An 18,392-nucleotide genomic window follows, 5' to 3' on the forward strand; every position below is an offset into this window, starting at 1 on the left:
CGGCGCTCCACGACCACGCTTTTGTCAGCCTCGCCCCGGCCCCTGCCGGGGCGAGGCTGACCGGTGGTGTGCTAGCGCAGGAGCAACTGCGCTCCGCCCACCACGGTCGCCGCGATCACGAGCCGCTCGAACAGCCGCTGGTTGATCCGGTGACGCCCAGGCCGGAGGCGACGCCCTTCTTGATCGCCTCGATGGTGCCGAACTCCAGGAAGAGCGCGCTGTAGCACCGCCCACTTCCCCAGCAGGGCCCCGGGCACCACGAACACCACCAGCGCCGCGTCGAGGAGCAGCGAACGCCCGTCGATGAGGCCGAGGCCGACGCTGAACGGCACCTTGGAGACGTTCACGACCAGGAAGAAGAAGGCGGACGTGCCGAGGAAGCCGAGCTTGCGGAACCCGGCGGAGAGCAGGTACATCGACATCACCGGGCCGCCCGCGTTGGCGACCATCGTGGTGAAGCCGCCGAGGACGCCGTAGGAGCGGGCCTTGACGCGGCCCGCACGGGTGGCGACCGTGCCCGACCGCTCCCCCGCGCCGGCCGCCGTCCGCCGCCGCCACACCGTCACCGCCGCCATCACCAGCAGGATCGCGCCGATCGAGGTCCGCACGACCCCGTCGTCGGCCCACACGAGGAACAGCGTGCCGAGGACCACTCCGGCCGCGACGGCGGGGAACAGCCGCCACAGGGTGGGCCAGTGCGCGTGCCGCCGGTAGGTCAGGACGGCGAGCACGTCCCCGGCAATCAGCAGCGGCAGCAGCGCGCCGGTGGAGGCGCGCGCGGGCAGCACGGCGGCGAAGACGGCCAGACTGACGGTGTTGGCCCCGCTGACGGCCGTCTTGGAGAAGCCGACGAGCAGGGCCGCGCAGGCGAGCGCGGCGAAACCCCATTCGGACAGGTGCCAGAGCGTGATCGTGTTCATGCGGGGACCGATGCTATGCGCACCCGCCGCAGCCGTTCAGGCCGCCCACCGGCGTGGCCCCTACCGGCCGGCGTACCGCGTCCGCAGCTCCCGCTTGAGCACCTTCATGCTCGGGCCGAGCGGCAGCGCGTCGGTGAGCTCCACGCACCGCGGGTACTTGTGCCGGCCCAGGTGCTCCTTGGACCACTCGATGATCGCGGCCGGGTCCGCCTCCGTGCCGGGCGCGGGGACGACGACCGCGCACACCTCCTCGCCGTGCAGGTCGTCGGGCAGGCCGATGACGGCGACCTGCCCGACGGCGGGGTGGCGCACCAGGACCTCCTCGACCTCGCGCGGGTAGACGTTGTAGCCGCCGCGGATGATGACGTCCTTCTTGCCGTCGACGATGCGGAGAAAGCCCTCGTCGTCCTGGGTGCCGAGATCGCCGGTGCGGAACCACCCGTCGACCAGCGCCTCCGCGGTGGCCTCGGGACGGCCGAGGTAGCCGGAGAAGACGTTGTGGCCGCGGATGACGACCTCGCCCAGCTCGCCGGGCGGCAGCAGTTCGATGCGGCCCTCGAGCTCGGCGCGGGCGATCTCGACGTCGACGCCCCACAGCGGGTGGCCGATGGTGCCCGCCCGGGTGCCGAACCAGGGCTGGTTCACGCTCGCCGTCGGCGAGGTCTCGGACAGCCCGTAGCCCTCGTAGATCTTCGCGCCGAACGCCTCCTCGAACCGCTCCAGGACGGCGACCGGCAGCGACGCGCCGCCGGAGATGCACAGGCGCAGGCGGGCCCGAGGTGCTGCTGTCCCGAAGGGCCGGCGACGTGTACGCGGCCGGGTGCTGGCATCTGGTCAGCGGACATCTGGACGGTCCGTGGGAGAACGTGGTGACGGCCCTGGTGCGCGAGACCCGGGAGGAGGCGGGTGTCGTGGTCGATCCGGCCGATGTCCGCGCGGCTGTCACCGTGCACCACCGCTCCCCCACGGGCGGTGCCCGATTGGGGGTGTTTTTCGAGGTGAGGCGCTGGGACGGCATCCCGGAGGTCATGGAGCACCGAGTGTGCGACGCCATGGCGTGGTTCGCGCTCGACAAGCTGCCGGAGCCGATGGTGGCCTACTGCCGGGCGGGGCTGGATGCCTACCGGGCTGGTGCGCGAGGATGCTTCGCAGGAAGTGCTCGCCATGGCGCTGGCTGGAGCGCACCATGGCCGGCGACAGGCCCAGGAGCTCGGAGACGCGTTCGGTGGGCATGCGCCACAGGATGCGCAGCGCGATCACGTCGAGCTGGGTGGCGGGCAGCCGGCTCATCACCTGGAACAGCGCCATGGTCTCGCTCAGCTGGCGGGCGCGTGCCTCGTCCTCGGTGAGGTAGGTGAGAGCGACGGTGTCGAAGGCGGTCTGGCTGAAGCAGGGCCGGCCGTCGATGTGGGGGGTGCGGGCCATGACGGTGTTGCGCAGGACCGCCCAGGCGAAGCGGCGCGTGTTGGGGCCGGCCAGGGCGTCGTTCCAGGACAGCCAGAGGATGTCGAAGGTGTCGGAGACGGCGGCTTCCCAGTGGAGGTCGTCGGGGATGAAGGCCTGCGCATACAGGACGTAGTCCTGCTCGACGTGTTCGCACAGCGCACGGTGATCGATCGGGGGCGCGGCAGCGTGCCGCCGCGCAGAGCGCCGCCGATCTTTTCGCCGCGCACCAGGCACACCCGTGGTTCGAAGGCCCCGCGCACGTCCTCGGCCGACTGGAAGCCGTCTCCGCGGACGGCACCACCCACCCCGCGCTCACCTACGCCGAACAACGCTGTGCCGAACTCGCCGCCGCTGGAGCCAGCAATCGCGACATCGCCACCGCCCTCACCGTCAGCGTCAAGACGGTCGAAGCCACCCTCACCCGCGTCTACCGCAAACTCGGCCTGCACTCGCGCATCCAACTCGCGCACACGGTCGCCCCAGCGCCTGAGTGACCCGCCCGGACGGCGCCAGGAGCCGTCCGCTCGGTCGCGCACCGCGCGGTGACGTCCGGTCCTGCGCCTACGACCGCACGGTGCCGGGGAGGTTGGTCGCCGCGTTCTCCGCCGCGTCGGTGGAGAACGAGCGGGAGGGCACTCAGCCGCGTCGTGCCGGCGAGAGGTCCTGCCGCAGGTGCGTGGCGGTGTGGGAGTCGGTGGTCTTCAGGAGAGCGGCCGGCGTTCCCTCGAACAGGATGCGTCCGCCGCCGCTGCCTCCTTCGGGGCCGAGGTCGATGATCCAGTCGGCGCTCTTGACGACGTCGAGGTTGTGCTCAATGACGATGACGGTGTTGCCATGGTCCACGAGGCGCTCGATGATGCCGAGGAGGCGGTGGACATCCGACATGTGCAGGCCCGTGGTCGGTTCGTCCATGACGTAGACGCTTCCGACGCGGTGCAGGTCGGCCGCGAGTTTGAGGCGCTGGCACTCGCCGCCGGACAGGGTGCTGAGCGGCTGGCCGAGGCGCAGGTAGTCCAGCCCCACCTCGTTCAGGGCGTGCAGGACGGGGCGGAGCTTGGGCTCGGTGAAGAAGTCCGCCGCCTCGGCCGTCGTCATCTCCAGGACGTCGCTGATGGACCTGCCGCGCAGACGGTAGCCGAGGACGTCCTCGGAGAAGCGGCGGCCCTGGCAGACCTCGCACACTGATTTCAGCGTGTCCAGGAACGCCAGGTCGGTGTAGAGGACGCCGAGCCCCTGGCAGTCGGGGCAGGCGCCCTTGGAGTTGGCGCTGAACATGGAGGCGCTGACCTTGTTGGCGGTGGCGAACAGTCTGCGGATCGGGTCCATCAGGCCGGTGTAGGTGGCAGTGTTGGAGCGTCGGCTGGTGGTCACCGCCGACTGGTCGATGACGATCGCGTCGGGGTGCCGGCTGAGGAACTCGTCGTTGACCAGCGTGCTCTTGCCCGATCCGGCCACGCCGGTGACGACCGTGAGGACGCCGGCGGGGAAGCCGACCGTCACGTTCTTGAGGTTGTGACTCGTCGCGTCGGCGACGGTGAGCGTCCCGGTGGCGCGCCGGGGCGCGGTCTTGAGCGGCAGTCGGTGCGTGAGGTGGCGTCCGGTAAGGGTGTCGGCGCGGGTGAGTGCGTCGAAGCCGCCCTCGAAGACCACTTGGCCGCCCAGCCTCCCGGCTTTCGGGCCCATGTCGACCACGTGGTCCGCGATGGCCATGATGTCGGGGTCGTGCTCGACCACGAGCACGGTGTTGCCCTTGTCCCGCAAGGCGATGAGAAGTTCCTTGAGCCGGTGCACGTCCCGGGGGTGCAGGCCGATGCTCGGCTCATCGAACACGTACAGCATCTCGGTAAGGCTGCTGGACAGGTGCCGGACCATCTTGATCCGCTGTGACTCGCCGCCCGAGAGGGTGCGGGTCTGCCGGTCCAGGCTCAGGTAGCCCAGTCCGATGTCCACCAGGTGGCGCAGACGGGTGGTCAGGTCGTCCAGGACCGGTTTCACCCGGGGCAGGTCCAGCTCCGCCAGGACGTGTGCGAGGTGCTGGGCCTCCATCGCGGTAAGGTCGGCGATGTGGTGGCCGCCGATCCGGGTGGCCAGCGCGGCGGGCGCGAGGCGGGTGCCGTCGCAGTCGGGGCAGGAGGCGGTACAAGCGAACCGCTCGAAGACCCGGCGGCCGCGCTCGGACATGTCCTCCTTCTTGACGTAGAGCCGGGTGAACTTGTCGACGAGGCCTTCGTAGCGGACGTTGAGGGTGTTGCCCTGCCAGAGGAGGCGGAGCTTGTCCGGCAGTTCGCCGTGCAGCAGCAGCTGCCATTCCCGCTCGGTGAAGTCGGCCAGCGGCTTGTCGTTGTCGAACAGGCCGGACTCCACGTAGCTCAGCCAGTACCAGCTGTCGGTGGAGAAGTCCGGGTGCAGCAGCGCGCCCTGGTTCAGGGACCTGGTGCGGTCGAGGAACGCGTCGAGGTCGACGCGGACGGTCGTGCCGAGGCCCTCGCAGGTGGGGCACATGCCCTGGGGGTCGTTGAAGGAGAACGCGCTCGGCGGCAGGCCGGCGGGATCGCCGGCCCGGGAGAACAGCAGACGCAGCAGCGGGTTGATGTCGGTGACCGTGCCGACGGTGGAGCGCGGGTTGCCGCCCAAGCGTTTCTGGTCGATGACGACGGCCGCGGAGATGTTCTCGACGGTGTCCATGTCCGGTCGCCCATGGTCGGGCAGGAAGGTCCGGACGAACGCGCTGAAGGTCTCGTTGAGCTGCCGCTGGGCCTCGGCCGCGAGGGTGTCGAACACCAGGGACGACTTGCCCGAGCCGGAGACACCGGTGAAGACGGTCAGTTGCTGTCTCGGGATCTGCAGCGAGACGTTCTTGAGGTTGTTCTCCCGGGCACCGGTCACCTTGATGGCGTCGGTCCTCACGTGTGCTCCTCGGTGGTGCGGGTGGGCTCCCCCCTGCGGGGGATGTGAGGGGGGAGCCCGGTCTCGGGTGGGCCTGCGGCCGGTGCCGTCAGGCGTTCTCCTTGCGGAAGGTCCGCGTGCCCCACAACAGGGCGAGGACGGCCATGACCAGCAGCACGAGGGAGCCGGTCAGCAGCCCTGTGGCGCTCATGTCCCCCCGGAACGCGGCGCGTTCGGCGTCGACCACGTGGGTCAAGGGGTTGATCCGGGCCAGGTTGTACAGCCAGCCGGGGGCCAGTTGCTCGGAGACCGGCAGCAGCACCCCGGACAGCAGCAGCAGCGGCAGGAGCACGGCGTTCATCAGCGCGGGGAACGCAGCCTCGCTCTTAAGGACCATCGCTAGTGCGTACGATCCCGAGGACAGCGTGATGGCCAGGACCGCGGCGATGACCAGGCTGAGCAGCAGCCCGGTCGTCGAGACGTCGAGGTCGAAGACGAGCAGCGTCACCAGCACGATCAGTACGGACTGTGCGGTGGCCTGCACGGCCTGGGCCAGGACCTTGCCGAACAGCAGGGCGGCCCGGCTCGCGGGCGTGCCGCGGAAGCGGTCGACGACGCCGACCCGGTACTCGGTGAGCAGCCCCACCCCGGCGAAGGAGCCGCTGAACAGCGCCGTCTGGACGATGAGGGCCGGGGTGAGGACCTCCCAGGCGCCGCCTGGCGGGAAGCCGGGGGTGTGGTCGGCCACGGACACCATCAGGGGTCCGAAGAGGAACAGGTACAGCAGCGGCTGCATGATCCCGATGAGCAGCCAGGTCGGGCTGCGCAGCGCGAGTTTCATGTCCCGGGCGAAGATCAGTTGGGTGTCACGCAGCATGGGCGGCCTCCCTGGCCTCGGGCGCGGCTTCGCCGTCGCGCAGGGAGCGTCCCGTCAGGCTGAGGAACACGTCGTCGAGGGTGGGTCGGTTGACCTTGACGGAGGCCATGGTGATGCCCCGGCCGTCGAGCGCGCGCAGCAGCTCCGGCAGGGCGGCGTCGCCGCGGGGCACCCGGAAGCGGACCGTGTCACCGTCGACGGTCACCTCGCTCGCGCCGGTCAGCCGCCCGGCGACGTCGGCCGCTTCCGCGGCCTGGTCGGTCACCTCGATGGTGATCGCGTCGCCCGCGACGCGGGCCTTGAGCGCGTCGGGGGTTCCCTCGGCGACGATCGTGCCGTGGTCGGTGACGAGGATCCGGTCGCACAGCGCGTCGGCCTCGTCGAGGTAATGGGTGGTCAGGAACACGGTCGTACCCTGCTCGGAGCGCAGGCGGCGGACGTGGTCCCAGAGGTTGGCCCGGCTCTGCGGGTCGAGGCCGGTGGTGGGCTCGTCAAGGAAGACGAGCGTCGGTTCGTGGACCAGTCCGAGCGCGATGTCGAGCCGGCGGCGCTGACCGCCGGAGAGCGTCTTGACGGGCCGCTGGTCCAGGCCGGCGAGGTCGAGCCGCTCGGCGAGCAGGGCTCCGCGCCGTTGTGCCTCGGTGCGGGACAAACCGTAGAGCCGGGCCTGGAGTTCGATCTCCTCGCCGACCCTGGACTCGGGCCAGGTCGCGCCGCCCTGGTGGACGCAGCCGATCCTGCGCCGCACGCCCTGGGGGTCCGTCAGCAGGTCGCACCCGGCCACGGTGCCGGTTCCACCGGTGGGACGCAGCAGGGTCGTGAGCATCCGTAAGGTCGTGGTCTTGCCCGCTCCGTTGGGGCCGAGGAAGCCGACCACCTCCCCGGGCGCCACGTCGAAGTCGATGCCTTTGACCGCTTCGACGTCCTGGCCGCGCACGGTGAACCGGCGGGCGAGACCTCGTACTGTGATCATGAAATCCTTCTCTCGGCCCGGCGGCCGTCCAGCCGGCTCGCGGCGCCCGGCCAGGATGCCGGCTTCGGCGCGCGGCTCGTCAGGACTGGCCATCGGCCGCCGCCTGGTACTCGGCGAGGCGTTCCTGCGCCTCGGCCATGTCCTCGGCTGTCGGGGCGTCGTCCTGGGTGAGCTTGACGCGCCAGTAGCCGCTGAAGTCGATCGCGCGCTTGTCGAGACCCCGGTCGTTGACCAGGTGGCGGCGCAGAGTCCGGACGACGCCGGCCTCGCCGGCCAGCCACGCGAAGGGACGCCCGGGCGGGAACTCGGCGCCGCGGACGGCGTCGACGAGGGCGTCGCTGCGGCCAGCCGGGGTTCCGTCGCGGTGCAGCCAGTGCAGGGTGGCGTCGCCCGCGGTCTGGAAGGTCTGCTGCTCGGCCTGGTCGGCGACCTCGATGTACACCTCGGCGCGGGCCCGCTCGGGCAGGGCCTCCAGCAGGGTGCCGATGGCGGGCAGTGCCGTCTCGTCGCCGGCGATCAACAGCCAGTCGGCGGAGGTGATCGAGTCCGTCAGAGAGACCGGTCCGGCGTAGAGCGCGGAGGGGCCGACCATGCCGAGGCGGTCGCCGGGGCGGGCGGACTCGGCCCAGGCGCCGGCCGGGCCGCTGTCGCCGTGCAGGACGAAGTCGACCTCGACGGTGTTCGTCCCGGGCACCCGCCGACGCAGGGTGAAGCTGCGCATCCAGGGCCGCTCGTCCTCCGGAATGGCCAGAAACGTCTGGTACCAGCCCGTCGCGTCGTCGCTCTGCTCCGGCAGGACGGGCCGCTCCTGACCGGGCCGGGGGAAGCAGAGCTTGAGCTGCTGGTCCGGGGTCAGGCCGACGGAGTCTTCGAGGTGGTCGGCCTCGAACGTCACGCGGGCCATCCGCGGTGTGATGCGTGTGATGTCGGTGACCTGGATGAACGTGACGGGGAGCTCTGCCATCGGAAACCTTCCACGAACGTACGGGCATACCGGGGCGGGTGGCCGCCCATCTGGTATCCTTACAGCGTAAAGAGTTGTGCCGCCGAGGTTACTTTATGCAGTAAGGAGTTGCAAGGTGGTTGTTTTCGCCGGGCAGGGCGATGCCCGCCGGTCCATGTCCCTGCTCTGGCGATCGGCCGAATCCGGAATGGCCGCACCCAAACCCGGCTCGAAACCCGGCCCCAAACCCGGGCTCGACGTGGACACGATCGTGGCCGCGGGTGTCGCGGTGGCGGACGAAGAGGGCATGGCGGCCCTGTCCATGCGGGCGGTCGGGACCCGCCTCGGGCGGACCGCCATGGCGCTCTACACCTACGTGCCGAGCAAGAGCGAACTGGTCGACCTCATGCACGACCGGGTGCTGGCCGAACTGCCCACGGAGTACGACACGAGCGCGGGCTGGCGGCCGGCGATCACCGGCTGGGCCGACGACGCCTGGGCGTTCTATCTGCGCCACCCCTGGGTACTCCAGGTCTCTCAGGCCCGCCCCGTACTCGGGCCGAACGAGTACGCGCGGCTGGAGACGGTGGTGCGGATCCTGGGCGGAACCGGCCTGGAACCCCTGCATGTCAGACGGGTCATCGCGGTGTTGTTCCAGTTCGTGCGGGGTATGGCCCTCGTCGCGACGGAACACCGGCAGGCGGCGCCGGAGACCGGGGTGCCCGACGAGGAGTGGTGGGCGCAGCGGTCCGCACTGCTCGCGGAGTTCGCGCCCGACTTCGCCGAACGCTTCCCCGCCCTCGCGGCCCTGGAGTCGACCGCGAGCCTCGCCGCCATGACCGAGGCGGAGGCGGGCGGCGCCGCGTCGCACATGGAGCAGGAGGCGAGGGAGGCCTTCCGGGTGGGCCTGGGCCTGATCCTCGACGGCGTCGAGTCGGCGGTGCGAACGGACTCCGACGGCACGCTCCACGCCTCGGCCGGCACACCCTGACGGGGTCGTGCGGGCCCCGGCAGGCCCGCACGACCCGGCACCTGCCGCACCTTCGAAACGGTCGGTTTCGAAGCCGACTGAGCCCCAATCGGCCATCTCAGGCCGGAAATGTTCATTGACGGTATCTCGAACGGTGCCTACCGTTTGTCGAGCTTGCGCCCTTGATGATTCGAGGGCGCGATGAGTGGTGCGAGATGCATCATGCCCCGATTTCAGGAGAAAGCCGGTGCAGCACATCGCAAAGTACGACCGGAGTGACCGTCAATTGCCAGTCGGCCGCCGAGCGACCCAGGCGGCCCGCCCCCGCAGACCCGGCGAGCAGGAACGAATCTTCACCACCCGGGTCGGCCTCAAGATACCCACCAGCCTCACCTACGACCGATGGGAGAAGGCCGGGCAGCACATCTTCCAGATCGCCGACTCCTCCGCCTGGTGCCTGGGCGACTGGCTCGTCTACGGCCAGGACCGCTACGCGGACCGCTACCAGACCGGAGTCCAGGCCGCGGGCCTCGACTACCAGACACTGCGCAACTACGCCTGGGTGGCACGGCACTTCGAGCTGCGGCGCCGGCGCGAGACACTGAGCTTCGGCCACCACGCCGAGGTCGCCTCCCTGCCGCCGGCGGAGGCCGACACCTGGCTCGACCAGGCGGAGCAGCACGGCTGGTCCCGCAACCAGCTCCGACTGCGGCTGCGGGAGAGCCGCAGAGGAAACCGTACCGCCATCCCCACGCGGGCCAGCCAGCTCCGGATCAGCGCCCCCTCCGACCGCGTCCAGCGCTGGCGGGAGGCCGCGTCGAGAGGAGACCGCGACTTCGAGGAGTGGGTCCTGCTGACGCTCGACCGTGCCACCGCACACGAGCTCGGCCCATGACACCCCGGCCCGACCACCGGAGACCGCCCCAGATGGAGATCCGCATCGACCACCGCACCTGTATCGGGTCCGGGCAGTGCACCCTGACGGCACCCGCCGTCTTCACCCAGGACGACGACGGGTACGCCACCCTCGTGCCCGAGGGGGCGCGGACGGCCACCCCGAAGCAGGTCACGCAGGCTGCGCTGTCCTGCCCCGTCCAGGCGATCGCCGTGGGGAACGCGCCACCCGGCACCTGACGACACAACTCCCGCCACCCCCAGGGCTGAGGGCTCCATGGGGCAGATCATGGAGCCCTCAGTGCTGCGCTCATCTCATGGTCCGAAGAAGGCTGTGCTCACTACGGCTGTGCTCACTTCAGCCGTGCTCACTGCGGCTGTACCCACTTCACCCGTGCCCACTTCGGCTGTGCTCATTTCAGGAGCCGAGCCGCAGGCGCAGCGCGTTCAGCCGCCAACTGCCCGGAAGGTGGGCGCGTTCCCGCTCCGGATCGCCGTCCGCGAGCGCGAGATCCGGGTAGCGGGCCAGCAGCCGGGCGAGCGCCACCTCGCCCTCCTGCCGGGCCAGCGTCGCGCCCAGGCAGTAGTGGATGCCGTGACCGAAGCCCACGTGGTTCTCGGCCTGCCCGTCCGGCTGACGCATCAGGTGCAGCCGGTCCGGGTCGGTGTAGTGCCGCGGGTCGAAGTTGGCGGAGACCAGCACCGGTTGGACTGCGTCACCGCGGGCGACGCGCGTACCGGCGATCTCCAGGTCCTCGACGGCGTAGCGCAGTCGGGCCACCTGCACCGAGCCGCACCAGCGCATCAGCTCGTGCACCGCTCGCGGGAGCAGCGCCGGGTTCGCCCTCACCCGTGCCAGCTGGTCGGGGTGGGTGAGCAGGGCCGCGGTGCCGTTGCCGATCAGATGCGTGCTCGTCTCGTGGCCGGCCAGCACCAGGGTGAGCACCATGGTGACCGTCTCCGTGTCGCTGAGCCGTCCGCCGTCGTCGTCCTGCGCCCGGATCAACTCGCTCAGCAGATCGTCCTTGAGTGCGGCGCGACGCTGTTCGATCAGTTGATGGCAGTAGTCGATCATCACGGGAAAGGAGTGCTGGAGGCGTTCGGGCCGCATCGACACGAGGTCCCCGCCCCATTCCCGCCACCGCTCCAGGTCGACCGCGGGGATCCCGACGAGCCGGCAGATCACCGTGATCGACAGGGGGTAGGCGTAGTGCTCCAGCAGGTCCACCGTCCCGTCCCGCTCCGCCCGGTGAGGCAGCTCGTCGAGCAGCCCGTCGGCGATCTGTTCGATGGCGGGACGCAGATCGAGGATGCGGCGGGCGGTGAACGCCCGGGTCACCAGGCGGCGCAGCCGCGGATGGTCCGGCGGGTCGCTGTCCAGGAGGGAGCCGAGCAGGTAGATCCGTAAGTGCTCGGGGACGTTGAGCAGTTCCATCATCCCCTCACGCGGATCGGCGCCCTGCGCGCCGGGCACGTGCGACGGGGTGTTGACGAACCGTGGGTCGCGCAGCACGGCACGGACGTCGTCGTAGCGGGTCACGAACCACACCGGCGTGCCGTCGACGAACCGGCCGCGGACGACCGGGCCCTGCTCGCGCAGCCGGCCGTACCCGCCGAAGGGGTCCGCGAGCAGATCGGGGTCCATCATGTGCGGGCCGGCGGGGCACGCCGCTGCCACACCGGCCGGCGGGGGACCCGTGAACGTGGAAGACATGGTCGGCTCCGGTACTCGCTGGGGCGTCACTTGACTGCGCTGATCACGCCGTGCGGCGTCCACCGGCCGCCGGGCAGCCGCTCGGGCTTGACGAATCCGGCTGCCGCGAACCACTCCTCGTACTGGCCCCACCGGTAGATCGTGCTGCTGGCGGCCGGCAGCGTCGCGAAGTACACGTTGTCCAGGGCCGCGTACAGCGGGCCGTCCCCGCTGTCGTCGGACATGGCGTTGAACACCAGGACCCGCCCGCCGTCGGGCAGCGCCGCCTGCGCCTTGCGCAGCAGCCGTATGTTCTCCTGCGGTGACCAGATCACGAGCTGGTTGGCGAAGAGCACGCAGTCGTGGCCGGTCGGGTAGGTGTCGGCGAAGATGTCCGCGGCCCGCACGGAGATCCGGTCGGACAGGCCGTGCTCGGCGATCTTCTTGCGGGCGATCTCCACCGTGCCGGGCAGGTCCAGGACGGTGAACTCGACGCCGGGATTGGCCTGGGCGAGGGCGATGGCGTTGACGCCGTCGCCGCCGCCCACATCCAGCACGCGGCGCACTCCGGTGAGGTCGGCCTTCTCGACCAGTACGGGGTTGGACAGCCGGGACCAGGACCGCATGCAGCGGTAGAACAGCTGCTCCAGCTCCGGGTCCGCGGACAGCCGGTGGTAGAGATCCTCCCCCGTGCCCTTGATCCGTCGCAGGCCGACGTTGGTGTTCTCGCGCAGTGACGCGATGAAGTCCACCTCGGCGGGCCGGACGATGCGTTCCTCGTACTCCACGAGATCCTCGATGATCTCCCAAGTACCCTCTGTGAAACGGTCGTTCAGTACGTCAGCGTTCTCGTAGCCCTCGCCCTGACGCACTGTCAGTCCGAGGGCGGTCGTGCCGAGCAGCAGGATCTGTACCGGCCGCTCCTCCAGGCCGAGTTCCCGGCCGATCTCCGGCGGGGTCAGGCCCGGTCGCCGGTGCAACAGGGTGAACAGTCCCAGTTCGCTGCCCGCGCGGAGCATCTGGAAAGCGGAGGAGCCGAACAGGATCTGTACCAGTCCGTCGGTGGTGAGCGGGGATGCGTGAGCCATGGGCACTCCGAATCGGCTGAGGTGGAGAGGGTGGTGTGCGGGGAGGCGGAGGTCAGGTCACCCGGGCGAGGTCGGCGGGCCGGGAGGCGTAGGCGCCCTCGGACACAACGTCGCGGATGCGGGCCAACGCGTCCCAGACGTCGGTGAACCGGGTGACCAGGGGGGACAGGCCGATGCGCAGCCGGTCCGGGACCCGGTAGTCGCAGATCACCTTCGCGTCCGCGGCCAGTGCCTGGCAGATCCGCCAGGCGTCAGGGTGGTACAGGGATAGATGCAAACCGCGCCGCTCGGGCGGGCGGGGCGAGGCGGGTCGGAAGCCCAGCGGGATGAGCCAGTCGTCCGCCAGCTCGTCGGCCAGCCGGCCCAGCCGCAGCCCCTTGGCCCGGATCCGCGCCGTCCCGGCCTCCTCGACCAGGGCGAGGGCGGGATCGATGGCCGCTAGCGACACCAGCGGCGGGGTGCTCACCAGGAAGCGCTCGATGCCCGGCACCGGGTCGTAGTCGGGCCCCATCTCGAACTGCCCGCGCTGCCCGTACCAGCCCCACACCGGCTGCCGCAGCCTGGGCTGCAGATCGCGCCGCACATAGAGGAAGGCGGGTGAACCCGGGCCGCCGTTGAGGTACTTGTAGGTGCAGCCGACAGCGAGCTCCGCGCCGGTGCCGGCCAGGTCCACGGGGACGGCTCCGGCGGCGTGCGACACGTCCCACAGCACCCGCGCGCCGACCGCCCGGGCCAGGTCGTTCACCTGCGCCATGTCCAGCAGCGCGCCGCTTCGGTAGGACACCAGGGACAGCACCACCAGCGCGACGTCACCGTCGAGCGCCGAGCGCAGGACGTCGAGGTCGAAGCCGCCGTCGAGGTCGGACGGCAGGCGCACCAGCCGCAGCCCGCGCTGTTCGGCGAGGCCCTGGACGATGTAGCGGTTGGTCGGGAAGTCCTCGGCGTCCATCACGACGGTGCCGCGCCCCGGTGCCGCGTCGAGGGCGGCGGCGGCCAGCTTGTAGAGGTTGACCGACGTGGAGTCGGAGATCACCACCTCGCCGGGCGCGGCGCCGAGCACGTGCTCGGCGAGGCGGTCGCCAAGCCGGGCGCCCCAGTCGATCCAGCCCTGCCACGACCGCACCAGCCCGCCGCCCCAGCCCTCCTCGACCACCTCCCGCAGCACCTCCGGCGTGACGGCGGGCAGCGGGCCCAGCGAGTTGCCGTCCAGGTAGATCAGCTCCGGATCGGCGATGACGAACCGCTCGCGGAACGCGGCGAGCGGATCGGCCGCGTCCAGTTGCTCGGCCACCGTGCGCGGAATCCCGCTCACCATCGGCCCTCCTTCTGTCTCGTGTCGTGCGTGTCCGCGTGTCCCGCCGTCCGCGGGCATGCCCTGGGGCCCGGTCAGAGCGTGGAGCGCACCGACCACAGTTCGGGGAAGAAGCGGTGCTCACTGATCCCGGCGAGCCAGGCCACGCCCTCGGTGCCGCCGGTCCCGGGCTTGGCGCCCAGCATCCGCTGCACGGTCACCAGATGGGTGTAGCGCCAGCGGGCGAACTGGTCGGCGGTGTCCATCAGCGCCTCCGCGAGCAGATGCAGGTCGCGATGGCGGACGGGGTCCCGGTAGACGGCCCGCCAGGCCTCCTCGGCCTCCGCGCCGACGCGGTACGGCCGGGTGACGTCCCGGCTCGTGGCGTCGTCCGGCGTGAGCAGCCCGCGGCGCGCCAGCAGCGCGAGCGCGGCGTCGTACAGGCTCGGCTCGTGCAGCTGGCCGACCACCGCGTCGTAGCCCGCCGTGTTCCGGTGCGGCGCGGCCATCGCGGAGTTCTTGTTGCCGAGCAGGAACTCCAGGCGCCGGTAGCCGGCCGACTGGAAGCCGGAGGCCGATCCCAGGACGTCCCGGAACTCGGCGAACTCCACCGGGGACAGGACGGAGAACGTCTCCCACGACACCAGCAGCACCTGCTGCACCCGTGCGGCGCGGCGCAGCGTCCACAGCGCGTCGTCGAGCAGGTCGTCGGCCAACTGGTCGCGCGCGGTGCTGAATTCGGTGTGCAGCAGCTTGAACAGCAGCTCCTTGACCTGGCTCATGATGATGAACCCCGGCTCGGTGCGGGCCGAACTGAGTGGATGCTGCAAGCCCAGCAGCTCGTCCATGCGCGCGTAGTGGGCGTACGGGGTGGTGTCCGACGGGGACCCGGCGGACAGCGGGCACGCGGGGCTCGCGGTCGTCTGTTCGGTGGTCATGCGATCGTTCCTTCCAGTCCCATCTGCGCCAGGACCGCGTCGCCCAGCCCGGTGCCCGGCACGCCCAGGTCGTAGGGGAGGTCGAAGTGGTCGCGCCGTTCGGCGACGACCTCCGTCACCGCCGCCCGCGGGCGCAGCGCCGCGACCATCCCGTCGTGCTGGCGGACGTATTCCTCGGTCTCGTTCCCGCCGCGGGCGACGACCGTCGGGGGCAGCCGCGCCGGCAGGCGGAGGATCGGGCTGTTGCGCCGGGCCGCGCCCTCGTCCAGCCGCAGGGCGTCGTTGACGTAGGACAGGCGCACCGGTTCCAGGTCGTACATGCCGCTGAGCAGCACCGCCCCGGCGATCCGGCCGGACACGTCCGGGCCGGCCGACGCGTCCGGCAGCAGGGCCATGGCGGCCAGATGTGCACCGGCCGAGGTACCGCACAGATGGAGGCGGTCCGGGGCGAACCCGAGCCCGTCCGCGTGCCGCAGCAGCCAGTCCACGGCCCGGCGCACCATGCCCGCCATGGCGTCCAGGCCGACGTCCGGCGCCAGCCCGTACTCGATCACCGCGACCGCCGCGCCGGCGGCCAGCAGCGGCGGCACCGGGAACGCCGATTCGGCGCGGCCCAGTGCCTGCCAGTTCCCGCCGTGCACGAACACCAGCAGCGGGGCCCGCCCGGCCGCCTGCCCGGGGAAGTAGTCGAGCCGCTCCGCCGCGTGCGGGCCGTAGGCAAGGGAGGTCCGCACCGGGTGGTCCCGGCGGGCGGCCTCGCTCCGCTGCTCGTACTCGCGCAGGTAGGCGTCCAGGCTCGCCACGCACGAGCTCGGCGAGTACTGCCGGTCCAGCGTGGCCTGGTCCATGCCCCGGTACACGGCACGCGCGGCCGGCGGTGCGTCGCGCATGCGCTCAGCTCCCCGGCGCGTAGGCGGCACGGGCCCGCTCGTACACCTCGGTCAGCAGCGGGTCGATGCCGTGCGACCCGGCGCGGTAGCGGGCGCCGAAACGGCTCGCGTACTCCTCGAACCACTCCCGCCGGTCGGCCAGGAACAGCACGTCGTGGATCGCCATCGACCGCACCGCCATCATCGGCACTGGGGCGTGACTCACCTCGAACGCCGGGTTGCGCGCGGCCTTCTCCTCGCACTTCTCGTGGAACTGGGCGATCATCAGCCCCCGCCGCACGCTCTCCGGCTTCAGCGCGGTGTGCGCCGCGTCCAGCAGGTGCAGGTGCTCGGCCGGAAGGTCCGGCAGGACCAGCAGCAGCGAGCGCAGATTCGGGTTGCCGGACTTCCAGTCGACCTCGCTGAACTCATCCAGGCCGCAGCGGACGATCTCGTCGAGCAAGGTCTGGCTCGGGGTGGGGCCGACGAGCCTGACGCGGATCTCCAGCGCACCGGCACGCTGGGCGGGCTCGACGAACGGGCACACCGGGCCGGTGCGTCCGAGTTCGCCGTGCGGTCGGCGTATGTACTCGCTCAGCCATTCGTCCACGGCGGCCAGGGCCTTGGCGACGTCGACGGAGAGCACGTCGGTCAGCATCAGTGTCAGTCCTCGGGTGTCGGTCCTCGCGGACAGCGGAGGGCGGGTTCCTGGTGGGCGGCCCGCGAAGGTCACTCGTCGCCGGTGAGGTCGTGGAGCTTGGCCGAGAGGATGCGGCCGATCTCGGCGAGCGTGTCCGGGCGGGTCAGCATCGACCCATGGTCGCCGGGCACCACATGGGCCTCGACGGAGCCGCGCACGTACGGCTGCCAGGCCTCGGCGGTCACCGGCGGGTCCTGCTCCTCGGAGCAGGCGATCAGCAGCAGGTCACCGTCGATCGGGCCGGGCCGGTAGTCGACGGTCAGATGGGTGTTGTTCGCCGAGATCTCGGTGATCGTCGTGAGCCGGTCCTCCTCCAGGTTGGCCAGCACACTGCCCTGGCGCCGCAGGATCTCCCGCGCCTTGGCGAAGGTCATCTCGCCGTCGTCGTGGTGGCTGCCGTCGTCGACGAGACCGACGTGGTAGAGCAGCATCACCCGGTCGTCCGGGGCGGGCACGTCGGCGTGGGTGAGGCCCTGCCAGTCGGGGATCACGTCGAGCACCGCGACCAGCGCCACCGGCTCGCCGCGCCGCTGGAACTCCGCGGCCAGCGCGTGCGCGCACAGCCCGCCGAACGACCAGCCGGCCAGGTGGTACGGTCCGTGCGGCTGCACCCGCTGGATCTGGTCGGCGTAGTCCACCGCCATCTCCTCGATGCTGGCGGGCCGGGGTTCAGGCCGGGCCAGGCTGCGCGCCTGGATGCCGTACAGCGGATACTGCGACCCCAGGTGCTTGATGAGCGCGCTGTACGACCAGCTGATGCCCCCGCCCGGATGGACGCAGAACAGCGGCGGCCTGCTGCCCCCGGTGCGCAGCGGCAGCATCACCTCGTACGAGCCGTCCGCGTCGTCGACGTCGAGCCGGGCCGCGATGCCCGCCGGTGTCGGCGCCTCGAACAGGCTCCGCACGCCCAGCTCGACGCCGAAGGCCGCGCGCAGCCGGGCCATCAGCCGGGTGGCCAGCAGCGAGTGCCCGCCCAGGTCGAAGAAGTCCTCGCTCACACCGACCACCGGTCGGCCCAGGACCTCCGCGAACAGCTCGCACACCACCTGCTCCTGCGGGGTGGCAGGCGCCCGCCCGATGTCGGCGCGCTCCGGTTCGAACGCCGGCAGCGCCGCACGGTCGAGCTTGCCGTTGGCGGTCAGCGGCAGCCGGTCGAGCGGAACGACGGCGGCGGGGCGCATGTACTCGGGCAACCGACGGCGCAGGTGCTCGCGTACGGCCATGAGCAGGGCGCCGGTGCTCCGGCCGGTGGCCGGGCTGGTGGTCCAGGCCGAGAGCAGCGAGCCGGGTCCGGCCACGCCCGTGGGCGCGTAGGCGCCGACGGGCACCCTCTCGCCCAGCAGTTCACGCTTGACGTACGTGACATCGAGGGCGGCCGGGTCGTGCCCGTTCCAACTGATCGCCGTCCAGTAGCCGTACTTCTCGCCCAGGCGGTGCAGGTCCTCCGGATCGACGCCGACCGTGTCCCGGAGGTCCGGTGCCGTCCCGGATTCGAGCGCGCGCTGCGCGGCGAGGTCGGCCGCGATGCGCGCGTGAGGCACCCCGGTGACGCGCAGCCGGTCGGGCCGCGCGCTGCCCAGATGATCGGCGAGAACTCCCAGGTCGCGGGTCCAGGGGCGGGTGGGGACGTCGTCGAGGGGGTGGGTGGTGGTGCCGGTCTTGTAGAGGGTGGCGTCGTAGCGGTAGCGGGTGAGTTCGTTGTGGGCGGTGCCGCGCTTGAGCTGGATGTCGGTGCCCGCCAGGTCGGGGACGTGAGGGGCGAGGGCGGTGAAGTACTCGGGGTCGACGAGGAGTTCCTTCTCCAGGACCAGGCTCTGCTCGACGGCACGGCGGATCGCGGCCGTGTCGTTCGGGTCCTCGGCCCGCGCCGTCTGCACACCCGAGGCGAAGGTCCGCAGCAACCG

At 71.2% G+C, this 18,392-nt stretch carries 17 protein-coding genes and 1 pseudogene; 5 read left to right on the forward strand and 13 right to left on the reverse strand.

Going from position 1 to position 18,392, the window contains the following annotated elements:
• Positions 1 to 71: 71 nt before the first annotated feature.
• Positions 72 to 920: a sulfite exporter TauE/SafE family protein gene (locus OO52_RS42305; RefSeq protein ID WP_030652979.1), complete on the reverse strand. Its 849-nt coding sequence runs from the start codon at positions 918 to 920 to the stop codon at positions 72 to 74.
• Between the two features lie 60 nt (positions 921 to 980).
• Positions 981 to 1,688: pseudogene (locus OO52_RS42310) on the reverse strand (AMP-binding protein); the annotation flags it as partial.
• A 38-nt stretch (positions 1,689 to 1,726) separates the two neighbouring features.
• Here OO52_RS42310 and OO52_RS53560 point away from each other — a divergent pair.
• Together OO52_RS53560 and OO52_RS54850 are read left to right on the forward strand one after the other, a co-directional pair.
• Positions 1,727 to 2,269, forward strand: coding sequence for an NUDIX domain-containing protein (locus OO52_RS53560; RefSeq protein ID WP_234339961.1), 543 nt, complete (start codon positions 1,727 to 1,729; stop codon positions 2,267 to 2,269).
• 369 nt (positions 2,270 to 2,638) lie between these two features.
• Entirely contained in the window at positions 2,639 to 2,860 is a 222-nt protein-coding gene (locus tag OO52_RS54850) for a helix-turn-helix domain-containing protein (RefSeq protein ID WP_078877497.1), read from the forward strand.
• A gap of 142 nt (positions 2,861 to 3,002) precedes the next feature.
• Here OO52_RS54850 and OO52_RS42320 read toward each other — a convergent pair whose 3' ends face one another.
• From OO52_RS42320 to OO52_RS42335, 4 genes are all read right to left on the reverse strand, one after another.
• On the reverse strand, positions 3,003 to 5,273 hold the full coding sequence (locus OO52_RS42320; protein WP_030652985.1) for an ATP-binding cassette domain-containing protein: 2,271 nt from the start codon (positions 5,271 to 5,273) through the stop codon (positions 3,003 to 3,005).
• Between the two features lie 88 nt (positions 5,274 to 5,361).
• Positions 5,362 to 6,129 carry an ABC transporter permease gene (locus OO52_RS42325; protein ID WP_030652988.1) on the reverse strand — a complete coding sequence of 256 codons (768 nt, stop codon included), beginning with the start codon at positions 6,127 to 6,129 and terminating at the stop codon, positions 5,362 to 5,364.
• Complete coding sequence (locus tag OO52_RS42330; RefSeq protein ID WP_030652990.1) at positions 6,119 to 7,102, reverse strand: daunorubicin resistance protein DrrA family ABC transporter ATP-binding protein; 984 nt, start codon at positions 7,100 to 7,102, stop codon at positions 6,119 to 6,121. The genes OO52_RS42325 and OO52_RS42330 overlap by 11 nt, the downstream gene beginning before the upstream one ends.
• 79 nt (positions 7,103 to 7,181) lie before the next feature.
• The gene (locus tag OO52_RS42335) at positions 7,182 to 8,066 is read right to left on the reverse strand and encodes a siderophore-interacting protein (RefSeq protein WP_030652991.1); all 885 of its coding nucleotides are present in this window, start codon (positions 8,064 to 8,066) and stop codon (positions 7,182 to 7,184) included.
• A 115-nt stretch (positions 8,067 to 8,181) separates the two neighbouring features.
• On the opposite strand from OO52_RS42335, the gene OO52_RS42340 reads away from it, so the two are divergent.
• The 3 genes from OO52_RS42340 to OO52_RS42350 all read left to right on the forward strand — a co-directional run bounded on the left by OO52_RS42340 (position 8,182) and on the right by OO52_RS42350 (position 10,149).
• Positions 8,182 to 9,036: a TetR/AcrR family transcriptional regulator gene (locus OO52_RS42340; RefSeq protein ID WP_051818821.1), complete on the forward strand. Its 855-nt coding sequence runs from the start codon at positions 8,182 to 8,184 to the stop codon at positions 9,034 to 9,036.
• 226 nt (positions 9,037 to 9,262) lie between these two features.
• Positions 9,263 to 9,910, forward strand: coding sequence for an LmbU family transcriptional regulator (locus tag OO52_RS42345; RefSeq protein ID WP_234337996.1), 648 nt, complete (start codon positions 9,263 to 9,265; stop codon positions 9,908 to 9,910).
• Positions 9,911 to 9,942: 32 nt separating this feature from the next.
• On the forward strand, positions 9,943 to 10,149 hold the full coding sequence (locus tag OO52_RS42350) for a ferredoxin (RefSeq protein ID WP_030652997.1): 207 nt from the start codon (positions 9,943 to 9,945) through the stop codon (positions 10,147 to 10,149).
• Positions 10,150 to 10,327: 178 nt separating this feature from the next.
• On the opposite strand, the gene OO52_RS42355 is transcribed toward OO52_RS42350, so the two are convergent.
• From OO52_RS42355 to OO52_RS42385, 7 genes are all read right to left on the reverse strand, one after another.
• Positions 10,328 to 11,623: a cytochrome P450 family protein gene (locus OO52_RS42355; RefSeq protein WP_234339959.1), complete on the reverse strand. Its 1,296-nt coding sequence runs from the start codon at positions 11,621 to 11,623 to the stop codon at positions 10,328 to 10,330.
• A 26-nt stretch (positions 11,624 to 11,649) separates the two neighbouring features.
• Complete coding sequence (gene acmL, locus OO52_RS42360; RefSeq protein WP_030653000.1) at positions 11,650 to 12,690, reverse strand: 3-hydroxy-D-kynurenine methyltransferase AcmL; 1,041 nt, start codon at positions 12,688 to 12,690, stop codon at positions 11,650 to 11,652.
• 52 nt (positions 12,691 to 12,742) lie between these two features.
• Positions 12,743 to 14,005 carry a kynureninase gene (locus OO52_RS42365; RefSeq protein ID WP_030653002.1) on the reverse strand — a complete coding sequence of 421 codons (1,263 nt, stop codon included), beginning with the start codon at positions 14,003 to 14,005 and terminating at the stop codon, positions 12,743 to 12,745.
• A gap of 71 nt (positions 14,006 to 14,076) precedes the next feature.
• Entirely contained in the window at positions 14,077 to 14,919 is an 843-nt protein-coding gene (locus OO52_RS42370; RefSeq protein ID WP_078877493.1) for a tryptophan 2,3-dioxygenase, read from the reverse strand.
• A complete protein-coding gene (locus tag OO52_RS42375; protein ID WP_030653007.1) occupies positions 14,916 to 15,809 on the reverse strand; it encodes an alpha/beta hydrolase in 894 nt (297 codons plus the stop codon). Before OO52_RS42375 ends, OO52_RS42370 begins: the two co-directional genes overlap by 4 nt.
• 4 nt (positions 15,810 to 15,813) lie before the next feature.
• A complete protein-coding gene (locus tag OO52_RS42380) occupies positions 15,814 to 16,446 on the reverse strand; it encodes a DUF6875 domain-containing protein (protein ID WP_048910611.1) in 633 nt (210 codons plus the stop codon).
• A 71-nt stretch (positions 16,447 to 16,517) separates the two neighbouring features.
• A partial coding sequence (locus OO52_RS42385) for an alpha/beta fold hydrolase (protein WP_158712632.1) occupies positions 16,518 to 18,392 on the reverse strand: 1,875 nt, incomplete at its 5' end.

This window comes from Streptomyces flaveolus (assembly GCF_000716535.1).
Lineage (GTDB): Bacteria > Actinomycetota > Actinomycetes > Streptomycetales > Streptomycetaceae > Streptomyces > Streptomyces flaveolus_A.

Bases quoted from the DNA above. Each gene is read 5' to 3' on its own strand.
- OO52_RS42305 (WP_030652979.1), bottom strand. From the start codon at position 920: ATGAACACGATCACGCTCTGGCACCTGTCCGAATGGGGTTTCGCCGCG.
- OO52_RS42325 (WP_030652988.1), bottom strand. From the start codon at position 6,129: ATGCTGCGTGACACCCAACTGATCTTCGCCCGGGACATGAAACTCGCG.
- OO52_RS42330 (WP_030652990.1), bottom strand. From the start codon at position 7,102: ATGATCACAGTACGAGGTCTCGCCCGCCGGTTCACCGTGCGCGGCCAG.
- OO52_RS42335 (WP_030652991.1), bottom strand. From the start codon at position 8,066: ATGGCAGAGCTCCCCGTCACGTTCATCCAGGTCACCGACATCACACGC.
- OO52_RS42350 (WP_030652997.1), top strand. From the start codon at position 9,943: ATGGAGATCCGCATCGACCACCGCACCTGTATCGGGTCCGGGCAGTGC.
- OO52_RS42355 (WP_234339959.1), bottom strand. From the start codon at position 11,623: ATGTCTTCCACGTTCACGGGTCCCCCGCCGGCCGGTGTGGCAGCGGCG.
- acmL (WP_030653000.1), bottom strand. From the start codon at position 12,690: ATGGCTCACGCATCCCCGCTCACCACCGACGGACTGGTACAGATCCTG.
- OO52_RS42365 (WP_030653002.1), bottom strand. From the start codon at position 14,005: ATGGTGAGCGGGATTCCGCGCACGGTGGCCGAGCAACTGGACGCGGCC.
- OO52_RS42370 (WP_078877493.1), bottom strand. From the start codon at position 14,919: ATGACCACCGAACAGACGACCGCGAGCCCCGCGTGCCCGCTGTCCGCC.
- OO52_RS42375 (WP_030653007.1), bottom strand. From the start codon at position 15,809: ATGCGCGACGCACCGCCGGCCGCGCGTGCCGTGTACCGGGGCATGGAC.
- OO52_RS42380 (WP_048910611.1), bottom strand. From the start codon at position 16,446: ATGCTGACCGACGTGCTCTCCGTCGACGTCGCCAAGGCCCTGGCCGCC.